Annotated in this window: 11 protein-coding genes, 1 tRNA gene and 1 pseudogene; 6 read left to right on the plus strand and 7 right to left on the minus strand. The window is 68.9% G+C overall.

Annotated features, from left to right (window positions below):
- Positions 1 to 59 precede the first annotated feature (59 nt).
- Positions 60 to 479, plus strand: a complete 420-nt coding sequence (locus tag ACR68M_RS18040; RefSeq protein WP_441245120.1) for an arsenate reductase ArsC — start codon at positions 60 to 62, stop codon at positions 477 to 479.
- Positions 476 to 1,003 carry an N-acetyltransferase family protein gene (locus ACR68M_RS18045; protein ID WP_441245121.1) on the plus strand — a complete coding sequence of 176 codons (528 nt, stop codon included), beginning with the start codon at positions 476 to 478 and terminating at the stop codon, positions 1,001 to 1,003. Before ACR68M_RS18040 ends, ACR68M_RS18045 begins: the two co-directional genes overlap by 4 nt.
- Positions 1,004 to 1,083: 80 nt before the next feature.
- On the opposite strand, the gene ACR68M_RS18050 is transcribed toward ACR68M_RS18045, so the two are convergent.
- Positions 1,084 to 1,329 carry a hypothetical protein gene (locus ACR68M_RS18050; RefSeq protein WP_441245122.1) on the minus strand — a complete coding sequence of 82 codons (246 nt, stop codon included), beginning with the start codon at positions 1,327 to 1,329 and terminating at the stop codon, positions 1,084 to 1,086.
- A gap of 507 nt (positions 1,330 to 1,836) precedes the next feature.
- On the opposite strand from ACR68M_RS18050, the gene dacB reads away from it, so the two are divergent.
- On the plus strand, positions 1,837 to 3,438 hold the full coding sequence (gene dacB / locus ACR68M_RS18055) for a D-alanyl-D-alanine carboxypeptidase/D-alanyl-D-alanine endopeptidase (RefSeq protein ID WP_441245123.1): 1,602 nt from the start codon (positions 1,837 to 1,839) through the stop codon (positions 3,436 to 3,438).
- A 540-nt stretch (positions 3,439 to 3,978) separates the two neighbouring features.
- On the opposite strand, the gene ACR68M_RS18060 is transcribed toward dacB, so the two are convergent.
- Complete coding sequence (locus ACR68M_RS18060) at positions 3,979 to 4,188, minus strand: CsbD family protein (RefSeq protein WP_441245124.1); 210 nt, start codon at positions 4,186 to 4,188, stop codon at positions 3,979 to 3,981.
- 105 nt (positions 4,189 to 4,293) lie between these two features.
- On the minus strand, positions 4,294 to 4,515 hold the full coding sequence (locus ACR68M_RS18065; RefSeq protein WP_441245125.1) for a hypothetical protein: 222 nt from the start codon (positions 4,513 to 4,515) through the stop codon (positions 4,294 to 4,296).
- 1,166 nt (positions 4,516 to 5,681) lie between these two features.
- On the opposite strand from ACR68M_RS18065, the gene ACR68M_RS18070 reads away from it, so the two are divergent.
- From ACR68M_RS18070 to ACR68M_RS18080, 3 genes are all read left to right on the plus strand, one after another.
- The gene (locus tag ACR68M_RS18070; RefSeq protein ID WP_441251641.1) at positions 5,682 to 5,951 is read left to right on the plus strand and encodes a helix-turn-helix domain-containing protein; all 270 of its coding nucleotides are present in this window, start codon (positions 5,682 to 5,684) and stop codon (positions 5,949 to 5,951) included.
- Between the two features lie 1,012 nt (positions 5,952 to 6,963).
- Positions 6,964 to 8,169, plus strand: coding sequence for a PP2C family protein-serine/threonine phosphatase (locus ACR68M_RS18075; RefSeq protein ID WP_441245126.1), 1,206 nt, complete (start codon positions 6,964 to 6,966; stop codon positions 8,167 to 8,169).
- Between the two features lie 327 nt (positions 8,170 to 8,496).
- Complete coding sequence (locus ACR68M_RS18080; RefSeq protein ID WP_441245127.1) at positions 8,497 to 8,742, plus strand: hypothetical protein; 246 nt, start codon at positions 8,497 to 8,499, stop codon at positions 8,740 to 8,742.
- A gap of 660 nt (positions 8,743 to 9,402) precedes the next feature.
- Here the strand turns inward: ACR68M_RS18080 and ACR68M_RS18085 are convergent.
- The 4 genes and pseudogenes from ACR68M_RS18085 to ACR68M_RS18100 all read right to left on the minus strand — a co-directional run bounded on the left by ACR68M_RS18085 (position 9,403) and on the right by ACR68M_RS18100 (position 12,218).
- Entirely contained in the window at positions 9,403 to 9,504 is a 102-nt protein-coding gene (locus ACR68M_RS18085; protein ID WP_441245128.1) for a DUF5994 family protein, read from the minus strand.
- A 64-nt stretch (positions 9,505 to 9,568) separates the two neighbouring features.
- Positions 9,569 to 9,661 (minus strand): annotated as a pseudogene (locus ACR68M_RS18090) (hypothetical protein); the annotation flags it as partial.
- Positions 9,662 to 10,129: 468 nt separating this feature from the next.
- A complete protein-coding gene (locus tag ACR68M_RS18095) occupies positions 10,130 to 11,845 on the minus strand; it encodes an IS1634 family transposase (RefSeq protein WP_441245129.1) in 1,716 nt (571 codons plus the stop codon).
- 299 nt (positions 11,846 to 12,144) lie between these two features.
- A tRNA-Pro gene (locus ACR68M_RS18100) sits at positions 12,145 to 12,218 on the minus strand.
- Positions 12,219 to 12,251: the final 33 nt, after the last annotated feature.

A 12,251-nucleotide genomic window follows, 5' to 3' on the forward strand; every position in this document is an offset into this window, starting at 1 on the left:
CTCCCTCGCACGCCTTCTCGCTCCTTCTCACTCCTTCGCGATCAAGGGAAGAACTTGCCGTGAGTACTCCCGCCGTTCCGTCCGTGCTGTTCGTCTGTGTCCACAACGCAGGCCGCTCCCAGATGGCCGCCGCCTTCCTCACCCACCTCGGTCGGGACCGTGTCCAGGTCCGCTCGGCCGGCTCGGCGCCAGCCGACACCGTGAACCCGTCCGTGGTCGAGGCGATGCGCGAGGTCGGCATCGACATCTCCGCCGAGACCCCCAAGGTGCTGACCGCCGAGGCGGTGCAGGCCTCCGACGTGGTGATCACCATGGGCTGCGGGGACGCCTGCCCGTACTTCCCCGGCAAGCGCTACCTGGACTGGAAGTTGGAGGACCCGGCCGGGCAGGGTGTCGAGGCCGTTCGCCCGATCCGCGACGAGATCGAGCACCGCATCCGGGGCCTGATCGCCGAACTCGGCATCGAGACACGGGCATGACCCCCGACTCCGACCCCGCCGCCGACATCCGGGTCGTCCCGATGCTGCCGGAGCATGCCCAACAGGTCCTGGCGATCTACCAGTTCGGCATCGACGAAGGCAACGCGACCTTCGAGACCGCCGCCCCCACCTGGGCGGCCTTCGACGCCGCCAAGCTCCCCGACCACCGCCTGGTCGCTCTCGCGCCCGCCGATGCCGACGGCCAGGTTCTGGGCTGGACGGCAGTCGTACGGGTCTCCGACCGGTGCGCGTACGAGGGTGTGGTCGAGCACTCCGTCTTCGTCCACCCCACCGCCCGCGGCCGGGGAGTCGGCAAGGCACTGCTCCGGGCCCTCATCACTTCCACCGAAGCCGCAGGCATCTGGACGCTCCAGGCCGGCATCTTCCCCGAGAACACCACCAGCCTGGCCCTCCACCACCGAGCCGGCTTCCGCACCATCGGCACCCGCGAACGCATCGGCCGCCACCACGGCACCTGGCGCGACGTCACCCTCCTCGAACGCCGCAGCCCGACCATGTCCTGAGCACCCCCCTCAGTCCGGCCTCGGTCGGCTCGATCGTCTGCGAACGGTGCAGCCCGGAGGGCCGGGATCGGGAACCCGGCCTAGTCTCCGACTATGGACGGCAGCCGTATTCTCGTGATCTTCACCGGGCTCGTCGCCTCGTGCGCGCTCGCAGCCTGTGGGTCGACCGCACCCACGACACCCACGGCACCCACGGCACCCACAGCACCGACGGCACCCACGGCACCCACAGCACCGACAGCACCCACATCGCCGGCGTCGCCGGGGAGCCCGCCGGCGGTGACGACTCCTACGGCTCTGCCTTCGCCGGTCACCACGACAGTCACCGTCGAGCCGCCTGCAACTTCCCCCGAAGGCCCGACGTCGGTCGAACCGCAACCCGTTCTTCCGGCTGTCACGCCCCGAACGCCCGACGGCGGAGACGTCACCAGCACCTCGGCGGGCGGGGGCACGTGCAGCATCCGGAGCAACGCAGGCAACTGCTACAAGGAGGGCGAGATCTGTCGACAGGCCGATCTCGGAAAGACCACCACCGCCGCTGACGGTCGATCGATCACCTGCATCCTCGAGTCGGGGCGCCCGCACTGGCACGCCTCGAGTGGCTGAGCCCCGGGCGGCGCGAGCTGCGCCTTCCCTCTCGCCTTCCTGTTCGCCGAGGTGAAACCTTTCCGGGCCTCAGCGCGTGACTAGCCATGACATGCCATCAGATCGAGTGATCTCCTGCTGCTAGCATGATCGTGACAAATGGGGGCATTTCGGTCGACCGCCCGCGCCTGCGCGCGGGCCGGGGCGTGATGGAACCGCCCCTGCCGACCTGCTTCTTGGAGTCCCTGTTGTCCGCACGTCTGCAGCGCCGCGCTCTGCCGCTCGCCGTGGTGATGCTCGCCGCATCCCTGCTCGCCGGATCCGCCCAGGCCGACACCACCCCGGCTCCCGCCGACCCCACGCTCACCGCTGACCTGGACACGATCCTCTCCGACGCCCGGCTGACCAACGCTCAGGCCGGCGTGCAGATCATCGATGCCGACAGCGGCCAGGTGGTCTACAAGCACCAGCCCGACGCCCTGCTCACCCCGGCGTCCACCCTCAAGACCGTCACCTCCGCCGCCGCGCTCGATCTGCTCGGCGCCGACCACCGGTTCACCACCGAGGTCCGCACCGCCGGTGGCGTGCACGGGCCGGTGCTGGTCGGTGACCTCCTCCTGCGCGGCGGCGGCGACCCCAGCCTGCGGCCCCAGGACCTCGACGACCTCGCCGCCCGGGTCGCCGCCTCCGGCATCACCACCGTCACCGGCCGCGTGGTCGCCGACGGCACCCGCTACGACTCCACCCCGTACGGCCCCGGTTGGGCCTGGGACGACCAGCCGTACAGCTACAGCCCGCAGATATCCGGCCTCACCGTCGCCCCGGACGCCGAGTACACCATGGGCGCCGTACAGGTGACCGTCACCCCGGGCGCCACCGCCGGGGACGACGCCCGGGTGAGTCTCTCCCCGGCCGAGACGCCGATGCAGCTCAACGGCAAGATCACCACGGGTGCCACGGGGAGCGCCACCACCGCCGATGTCGAGCGCCGACGTTCCGTCAACTCGCTCGACCTGACCGGCAGCCTGGCGGTCGGCGCCGCCCCCGTCACCTTCTGGGAGACAGTCGAGGACCCGGCCGTCTACACCGGCGACGTCTTTGCCGGTGCTCTGGAGCGCCACGGCGTGCACGTCGTCCACAGTGACGTCCGGGCCGTCACCGGCACCCGGGACAGCAAGCCGCTGGCCAGCCACGACTCGGCGCCGCTCTCCGAGCTCATCGTGCCGATGCTCAAGCTCAGCAACAACGGAATGGCCGAGCAGCTCACCAAGGAGATCGGCAAGGTCAAGGCCGACCAGGGCACCTGGGCCGCCGGCATCAACCAGATCAAGAACTTCCTGGCGGCCAACGGCCTCACCACCCCCGCCGGCCGCCAGGTCGACGGCTCCGGGCTGTCCCGCTACGACCTGATCACCCCCGCCAAGATGACCGGCCTCCTCAAGGTCGCCCAGACCAAGTCCTGGTACCAGGCCTGGTACAACGCCCTCCCTGTCGCCGGAAACCCCGACCGCCTCGTCGGCGGCACCCTCGCCGCCCGCATGCGCGGTACTGCCGCCGCCAACAACGTCCACGCCAAGACCGGCTCCATGAGCGGCGTCGACAACCTCACCGGCTACGCCACCACCCCCGACGGCCACCACCTCGCCTTCACCGCGATGCTGAACAACTTCACGGGCCCCGTCCCGCACAGCATCCTCGACGCCATCGCCGTCCGCCTCGCCACCGGCCACCAGGCCCCCGCCGCCTCCGCCCCGGTCGCCCCCCGCGCCCTGATGGCTCCGTCCACCGGCTCCGCCACCCCGGACACCGACACCCGCTGGGAAGACTGCGAATCCCTCCACCGCTGCTGAGCTGCCGCTCCGTAGTCACCGAGGCCCCGAGCAACCGGTAACCAACCGCCCGCTCGGGGCTCGGCCCCGAGCCGGCGGCTGAGGGGTCTGCCCGTGAGCGTCCTGGGCGTCCTGCTGAAGGCCGGTCAGTAGGGGTTCGCTCCGAAGAGGGTTTCCAAGATTTTCTCCAGGACTTCTCCCGAGGAGCCCCTGGAAATCAGTCAGGGCCGGTGTCCTGTGAAGGACACCGGCCCTGAGCTGGTGTTACTGGGTCGGGGTGGCGGGATTTGAACCCACGGCCTCTTCGTCCCGAATTACAGCCAGTATGGTCGCTGAGGTCATCTGTGCAGCTCAGAGGTAGTGGCAGAGGCGTTGGTGGCCACTGTCGGCTGGGCTGGTCGCTGTACTTTGCTGCTGTACTTTTCGGAGCGGGACCAAGGGGTGGTCACTGGCCCCGCCTTCGTCGAAGCCGTCGCCCACACCCTCAACACCACCCTCGCCATCGCCCGCTGGGACACCTCCGCGGTCCTGGCCGCCCTCGCCGACCTGTGACCGCCCGGGTCACCGGTCGAACATGCCCTTGATCTTCTCGACGCCTTCCTGGGCCTTGTCCTTCGTCTCGTCGACGGCCTGCTTCACCTTCGACTCGGCCTGATCGCCCTGCCCCTCGGCCTTGAGGCGGTCGTTCCCGGTCGCATCGCCGACCTTTTCCTTGGCCGCACCAACGACTTCCTGCGCCTTGTGCTGCATCTTGTCGGAGGTCTCGCTCATAGCCGGGCCTTCCGCTCGGGGATCCCACCGTGCTGCAGGGTGACGGTACGAGCATCGAGCGTTACACGGCATGGTCAGTCGTGCGACCTCGCGGCACCCGCCGGCTTACACGGACCGCTCGGGCAGCCGGTGCGGTTGCGGTCGGCCGCCGCGGCGCCGTGCTTCGAGCGCGCCGCGCAGGCTGGGCAGGTCGGTGAAGGCGATCTGTTCCGCCAGGCGGGCCAGCAGTCGGCGCAGGGTCCGTTCGTCGCGGTCGCGGACGGCTTCGGCGAGCGCCGCGAGCAGGGGTGCCTGGGTGTGGGGCTCGGGTGTTCGGATCGTCGTCACGGGGTGCTGGCCCCCTCCTGCCGGTCGGCTTCTGGTGGTCGCGCAGGTTACGAGGGGCGCGGTTTGCGCCGACTCGACCCCGAAGGTTATCTCCTCGTCGAACACGGAAAAATCTCTGCTGGCCGAAGTAGACATCACGGCAGGGCGGGGCTAGTGTTCCTCTCGTAGTCAGCAGTCAGCAGGTCCCACCAGACACGAACTGGGGGGAGCAGTACAGGAAGTTCGCAGGTCGGCGCGGTTGTGGGGTTCTGAAGCCAGGGTTGGTGCAGGGCGGCGACAGGACTGGCGACCGGGCCGGGCGGCCCGCAGTGATCAGGGGCCGCCACCGGCGGTACCGCAGGGAGTAGAGAAAGCAGTACGGCAGTACCCGAGTACACGCCGAGCTGGTGGGCGTGAGGCAGTGACGCAAGAACCGGGTGCGGCGGCGGAGTCGCGAAGCCAGGGCAGGTGCAGGACGGCGACGGGACTGGCGGCCGTGCCAGGTGGCCCGCAGTGATCAGGGGCCACCAACCGGCGGTACCGCTGTAAGCGCAGGTGCAGTTGATTCGCAGTCACCAATGATTGTGCAGGACGCAGGGTCTCAGCAAAGGCGCCGGGCTGCGGGCGCGCGTGCTGGGAGGTCCGGGCAGTGGGGTTCCAAGCCAAGCAGTGGAGCAGGACGGGCGACGGGGCTGGCTACCGGACCTGACGGTGGGCCGGTACGGCCACCACAGCAGTACGCAGTACCGAGCAGTACCCGTGTTAACCAGGCAGTACGCAGTACCAGCAGTTGGCAGTACCGAAGTTCCAGCAGTTCGCAGGATGTCCGTAGAGGAAGAACGGAGGGCGCAAGCGCCATCAGGATCGCCCGGCCCGTGAGATGAGCAGTTCTTCGTCCGGGCGGACACCGCAGACCCCTCACAGTACGAAGGACGGTGGTTTCCGGTCACGCATACGCGATCCCCGCAACCCTCCTCCCCCGAGGAGCTGCGGACACAAGGACCGGCCCAGGGCCGGTAGATGGTGAAGTTCCCCTTCGGGGCCCCGGAGCCGCAATGGCGCCGGGGCCCCTCCACGCGTTCCCGAACCAGGTACCAGAAAGAGGTGCAGTGACCACGGAAACCAACCGACCCCACACCCCCGACACCACCAGCAACTTCGACGACGACGACTACCCCGCCTACACCATGGGCCGCGCCGCCGAGATGACCGGCACCACCGCCGGCTTCCTACGCGCCCTCGGCGAGCAGGGCGTCATCACCCCACTACGTTCCGAGGGTGGCCACCGCCGCTTCTCCCGCTACCAGCTGCGGATCGCCATGCGCGCCCGCGACCTCGTCGACCAGGGCACACCCGTCGACGCCGCCTGCCGCATCATCATCCTCGAAGACCAACTCGAAGAAGCCCTGCGCATCAACGAGCAACTCCGCCGACAGGAACCCACCCCGGACACCTGACCAGACGGCCACCATCCGCGCCGGGGCAATTCTCACGAACGCTGTCCGCCGGGGTTCAGACCCGTCCTGACCTGCGACGGCGTAATCCTGGGCGTACCAAGATTTTCGTAGTGGGTGATCGTTTCTGGCCGGACGTCAGCTGAGCAGGATGCGTCGGCGTAGGAGGGCGTGTCCCGCGCGGCGAGCTGGTCACGCAGCACCTGCTTGTCCTCGTACGGGTGGGAGGGGTCGGTGAGTAGGAGGCGGGCTACCCGGCGCGGGGAGAGGGTGACGCGGTCGGCCTCGACCCGTCAGCTGGTGGACCTGCTGCCACCGCTCGCGGGTGGTGTGCGCACGCGTGCCCTCCCGCAGGGGCGGGACGGCCTTGGCCCAGCAGGCACTGTGGGCGCCGACCTCCTTCAACACCGCCTCGGCCAGGCCGTGCCACAGGTGCCAGCGGTCGTAGACCTGCACGATTGTGGGGTCGGTGTCTGCGACGGCCTGGGCGAAGCCCCCGGCCCCGTCCCGGCATACGACCTCGATGCCGGGGTGGGCCTTCAGTCTGCAGGGCCGGAGTGCGGCGCTGGTAGCGTCGGGTCACTCGGAGCAGACGCGTAACGCGCTTCGGAAGCTCGGTGCCACGCTCGACGGCAGGCACCCCGATGACACGATCAGTGATGACGGGAGCCAGCCGACGTTTGCGACCGAAAGGGATGTGGAAGCGCCGGAGTAGTTGATCAACCGTAAGGCCCGGCCGGGTGACATCGGTCGGGCCGGGTAGGTCCGGGTTCAGCGCCCATCGTGCCTTTGCCAGGATGCGGGCTCCGGTATCCCATCCGCCTCCTCGCCCCAATCGGCAGCCGAGCGGCGCAATGGTCCGGGAAGGGGGCGACTCGGCGGGTTCGAGCGAGCGAAGTGCGTCGGCGTCGGGCGTAATGGAAGGACCGGCCTGATGACCGCACCCGGGTGTCGGGGCAGATCGAGGCTGTTCCCGGTGCCCGTGCAACCGGGATGGAACCGGCGGTGAGCGCAGATGAGCGGTGAGCGGCAGCCCGGCGCTGGGGAGCCGGACCGGTCGGAGGGGTTCCGTGACGATGCGCTGGGGAGGCTGCTCGACCTGGCCCATGAGCTTTCGCCCCGGCTGCTCGCCCCGTTGGTCGTCGGCGAGCTGGACCGGTTCGGCGGCCGTGACGTGTCGATCCTCCTGCAGGACTACGGCCAGCTGGTGCTCGTGCCGCTGCCGGGCCGGGGCCTGGTCACTGGGGAGCCCGAGCCGATCGGCGGTTCCGATGCGGGTGCGGCCTTCCTGCGCGGCGCGCTGGTCGAGGTGCCGCAAGCCGACGGGGTGCGGATGTATCTGCCGTTGCTGGGCGGCGGCGACGAGGTCGGAGTGATGGCGCTCACCGTGGACGCCGTCGATGACGACGACCGGCGGTTCCTGCGCCGGTTCGCCAGTGTGGTCGCGGCTCTGTTGATCATCAAGAGCAGCTACACCGACCGGATCTTCCAGACCCGGCGCCTCGAACCGATGAGCGTGGCTGCCGAGATCCAGTGGTCCCTGCTGCCCCCGCTGACGATGACTGTCCCGCAGGTCGCCGTGGCCGGCATCCTCGAACCCGCCTACCAGGTGGCCGGCGACAGCATCGACTACGCGCTCAACGACGACATCCTGCACGTTGCCACGATCGACGCGATGGGCCACGGGCTTGACGCCGCCACCATGGCGACCGTTGCCATCGGCGCGTACCGGCACGCCCGGCGCGCAGACATCGGACTGGCCGAGATTTATGCGTTCATGGACCGGGCCATCGCCGAACAGTTCGGGCCCGATCACTTCGTCACAGCACAGATGATGCGTCTGAATACCGCGACCGGCCACCTGCAGTGGGTCAACGCGGGACATCCCGAGCCGTTGCTGATCCGTGACCACGCCGTGGTCGAGCGGTTGGCGAGCGAGACGACGCTGCCGGTCGGGTTCGGTGGCGAGGACCCGGTGATCAGCGAGCGGGTGCTGCGGCACGGCGACCGGGTCCTGTGCTTCACCGACGGCCTGGTCGAGGAGCGCGGTGCCGGCGGAGAGCAGTTCGGGGAGGAGCAACTCATCGACTGGGTCGACCGTGTCGAGCGGTCGGAGGTCGGTGTACGAGCGGTCGTGCGCGCGCTCTCCCATGTCCTCAAGAAGCAGCGGGGTGGGCGGACGAGTGACGACGCCACCTTGTTCCTGGTCGAGTGGCGCTGAGGTGGCCGGCACCCGGCTCCACCGTGGCGTCCAGAGGCGGCCGGATCGGAGGGTGTGAGCGGAGTACCGTGGGGACAGCGGGATGGGACTCGCTGCATACGGTCCTGCTCCGTCCGGAGACGACGCGATTTCGCGAGAAGACGCTCGATGGCGCGTGGTGGCACCGTTCACGCGACATCTGTGCCGACTTGTCTGCTCCGATGTCGCGCGGACCGAGCACCTCGGACCTGCTGTGAGCAGCGGTTTCAACACGGATGCGTGTGATGACGCCCCGGCCCGTCAGCTCCCGCAGATTTCCCTGGCCGGCAGGGAATGCGAGGCACGGACATGTCCGTCTACGTGAAACTCTCGACCGAGGCCCGGTCGCCCTCGGAGCCGTCGAAGGGGCCGTTGGACATGCAGTACCAGGACACTACCGACGGCTTCACGTACGAGTACCACCTGCACCCGAGCGGGGCACTGCGGATCCTGCGTGTTTTCGAGGACACTCCGCACGCGGTCGAGGCGTGTTTCAGCGTCTCGGCGTGGCTCCAGGTCACAGGCACCTACCTGCGAAGCGGCTCCGAGTACTGACCGGCGCAGTGGCGTCCACCGGTCGCCGTCGCCCGCTCCGGCCCTTACGGTCCGAGGGGGTCCGTCGTCACAGGAGGCCAGGATGCCGTGCTACGCGTGGGAACTCGAGACCCAGGACGACCGCGGCCGCTGGTCCAGGCACGACGACGCTCCCATGCCGAACCCCGTGGAGCACGACGGCTCGCCCCAGCAGGCGGCCAACCACCTGAGGGAGGTACTCGTCCGCACGCTCTCCCACCCCGCTCCCGGCCCTCGGGCGATCAGGATCCGTCTCTGGGAGGGGACCGACCCCATTGGCGAGCCCCAGGCTGAGAGCGAGTGGTCGCGCGAGTGACGCATCCGGCCTCGGCCGGACAAGGGGTCGCGGGCTACGGCAAAGCCGGCGCCGGCCAGGAAGCAGCCCGGCTCCGGGCGACGTCCGCGCGCCTTCGGGCCTCGCCGAGGCCGGCACCCGGCGCGGCCGCTGATGGCAGGAAGTCGGAGTAGGGCCCTGCGGCACCGCCGTACGTCCCGGCAGCGAGCAGTTCACTCGCGGTCCGGGTGCTGGCAGGGTCGGCCGCCTCCGACATCCACGCGGCGTCGTGGCATCCGTCGACGGCGGGCGACCAGCAGATTCAGCCGACGTGGGGCGTACGAGTACGCCGCGATCATGTGTTCGTCCTACTCGGTGGTGAACCAGCCTGCATTGACGGTGCGCCCCGTGACCGGGATGCGTCGAGGGATGACCGGCCACTGCGCGGGGTTCACGGTGATTCGGGTCACCCGGCCCCACCCACCGCTCGCCGAGTTCGGCTGTCAGGGAGGGAAGTTCGAGAAGAAGATCACGCGAGCGGGGCCACCAGGCTCTGTCCAGGCGTCCGGCCCGCACGCCGACGGGCACAAGAGAGTGCCGGACGGCGGGATCCAGGGCAGCGGGCATTGAGGGTCACAGTCATGATCGAGGACCTGTCTCCGGACCCGACCGTGGCCGGATCCGGGAGAGCCGTTCGCCGGAGACGAAGCCAGTGTCCGGTGCCGGCATGCGAAGAGCCTTCGGTGATGCCCGGGTTGCTCTCGGTCCGGCTCGAACCTGGCGGGATCGGGATACCCGCCTTGCTGTGGGGCCAGGTGAGCGTTCGGCGCCCTCCGGATAGCGGGGGAAGGGTGCTCTGGTCGGTCCCCGAGCCGTACGCGGACCGTCAACTGTTCCAGGCGCCTTTGCGAAGCTCGGGACGGTTGGCCGGATTCCCAGGCGGCTGTCTCCCGCCCGGTGTCCGGGTAGCTCGATCCTCTGTCCCGGGTTCGACATAATTCGGCAGCCTGGAGTGGCGAATCCGGGGTCTGACCTGGGCGGACATGCTTGTAACCGCCTGGAGGGCGTTTCTCTAGGCGGTCACGTTTCTGCTGGTCAGCGGGTTGCGGGCTGAAGCGCGACGACCTGCTTGGGGACGGGGATCTGCAGCTTCGCGAGCAGGTCTCGCTGGGGCTTCGTCAGGGCGGTGACCTGCTGGAAGGTTCCGGCAGGGCCGGCGAAGGTGCCCAGGTGGAGGCGGTCGAGCTCGCGTCGGATGTGCGGCCAGGTGTCGCCGGTGGTGGTCTCGGTGATCCGGATCAACAGGAGTGCGAGCCAGCACAGGATGACGTGGGCTCGGATGCGTTCTTCGAGGCGGTGGTAGACGGGCCGCAGGTCGATGATCTGCTTCATGTCGCGCCAGCCGCGCTCGACTTCCAGCAGCTGCTTGTAGCCGAGCGCGATGTCCTCGGCGGTCAGGTGGGGGTCCGAGCAGCGCAGGAGGTACTTCCCGTCGAGGTTCTCCTCGGCCTTGGTCTTCGCCTGGTCGATGCGGAGCTTGCCGGCCGGGGTGGCACGCAGGTAGCGGTTCAGGCCGGGCTTGTCGGCGATCCTCCCGCGCAGTTCACCCCGCTTGAAGTCGCTGAGCTTGTCGGTGCCGGCGATCAAGTCGCCTAGTTGGGCGACGAGTTGTTCACGCATGTGCCGGTCACGCTCGGCCGCTTCGGGGTTGTGGCAGATCACGAACCGGTCGGTGTCGGATATCCGCACTTCCTTGACGCGCATGTTCTCGCCGACGTCCTGGTAGCGGCCCTGCCGGGACAGCGCGGCCTGCACCTCGGGGCTCCCGGAACGGAGCTTCTCGCCGATGATGTAGGCGTGGTCGCCCTTGCGCAGGTAGCGGCGGTTCTCGGCCGAGGAGAAGCCGCGGTCGGCCACCCACACGATCTTGGAGAGGGTCCAGTCCCGCATCTCGTCCTTGACCTGCCGGATCAGTGCCTGGTCGGAGGCGTTGCCCGGCCAGCACCAGCAGCGCACGGGGATGCCGTCCCTGGTGACGGCCATGCCGATCACGATCTGCGGCAGGTCGTCGCGGGAGTCCTTCGACTTGCCGTAGGTGCGGAACCCGACCGGCTTCGCGTCGTCGTCTGCCTGGCCGTCGCCCTCCAGCCTGCGGCCGGTGTTGTCGCGGGCGACCGGTTCGTCAGGCTCCTCGAGCTCGAAGTAGGTGCTGGTGGTGTCGAAGAACAGCAGGTCCACCTCCAGGTTCAGCAGGTTCGCGACCTCGTCGAACACCTGCTTCTCCAGGTCGTCCTTCACCTCGTGCAGCCAGTCCATCGCCCGGTAGCAGGCCTGTTCGCCGGCCTCAGCCAGGCCGTCGATGTGCACGTCGTTCGTGACCCACTCCGCCGCCGCGAGCTTGGAGGACGGGGCCAGCGCGCGGTTGGCGACCAGGGCGAACAGCACCCGCTCGGTCGCGGTCATGTCCCGGCGCCGGCCCCGCTTGGGCTGCCCGACCCGGGCCACAATCTGGTCGATCCTCAGTCGGCGCCACAGGTGGTCGAGCACGTAGGCGCCGCCGAACGGCACCGAGGAGATGAACTCCAGGTCCGACGCGGCAGTCGCGGCCAGGGCGTCCCCCGGTTCCAGCAGCCTCGATAGAGACGCGACCAGGCGCTTGACCGCGTCGCGGTCCAGGTCGTCCTCGCGGCCGAAGGTGAACAGCACCTTCGGCACCGCCCGCCCCTTCGCCGGATCCCACTCGTTGTGGGCGAGGTGCAGGTACCGGACCGTCCCGGACTTGTTCTCTCGCTTCGTCGTCTTCACGTACACGACTCCAGACGATAGGTCGAAGCCACAGGCCAGCGCAGGCGAATCATAAAAATCGCGTCTCTAGGCACTCTTGGGCTTCAGGGCCCACCGCAGCCCGATGACCTGCGTGTTCAACCCGGCAGGACCTCTAGAAACCACGAATTACGTCGAACCCGGGTCTGTCAGGCCGCTTGCTTCGCAGGGAGGCTGACCCGTCGATTGGTGAAGGTCGCCAGCAGCCGGAGTAGTTGCTGTACTTTCGTGCTTGCACATACGTCAGAGGCCCTACCGGATTTCTCCGATAGGGCCTCTGACCTGGGTCGGGGTGGCGGGATTTGAACCCACGGCCTCTTCGTCCCGAACGAAGCGCGCTACCAAGCTGCGCCACACCCCGGTCCTGCGTTTGTTGCTCCTTTGTCCGGCGCAA

Source organism: Kitasatospora sp. McL0602, assembly GCF_052076145.1.
GTDB lineage: Bacteria > Actinomycetota > Actinomycetes > Streptomycetales > Streptomycetaceae > Kitasatospora.

What these genes read in the sequence shown, in the direction of transcription:
- ACR68M_RS18080 (WP_441245127.1), top strand. Translation starts at nt 8,497, where the DNA reads ATGTCCGTCTACGTGAAACTCTCGACCGAGGCCCGGTCGCCCTCGGAG.
- ACR68M_RS18045 (WP_441245121.1), top strand. Translation starts at nt 476, where the DNA reads ATGACCCCCGACTCCGACCCCGCCGCCGACATCCGGGTCGTCCCGATG.
- ACR68M_RS18060 (WP_441245124.1), bottom strand. Translation starts at nt 4,188, where the DNA reads ATGAGCGAGACCTCCGACAAGATGCAGCACAAGGCGCAGGAAGTCGTT.
- ACR68M_RS18070 (WP_441251641.1), top strand. Translation starts at nt 5,682, where the DNA reads ATGGGCCGCGCCGCCGAGATGACCGGCACCACCGCCGGCTTCCTACGC.
- ACR68M_RS18075 (WP_441245126.1), top strand. Translation starts at nt 6,964, where the DNA reads ATGAGCGGTGAGCGGCAGCCCGGCGCTGGGGAGCCGGACCGGTCGGAG.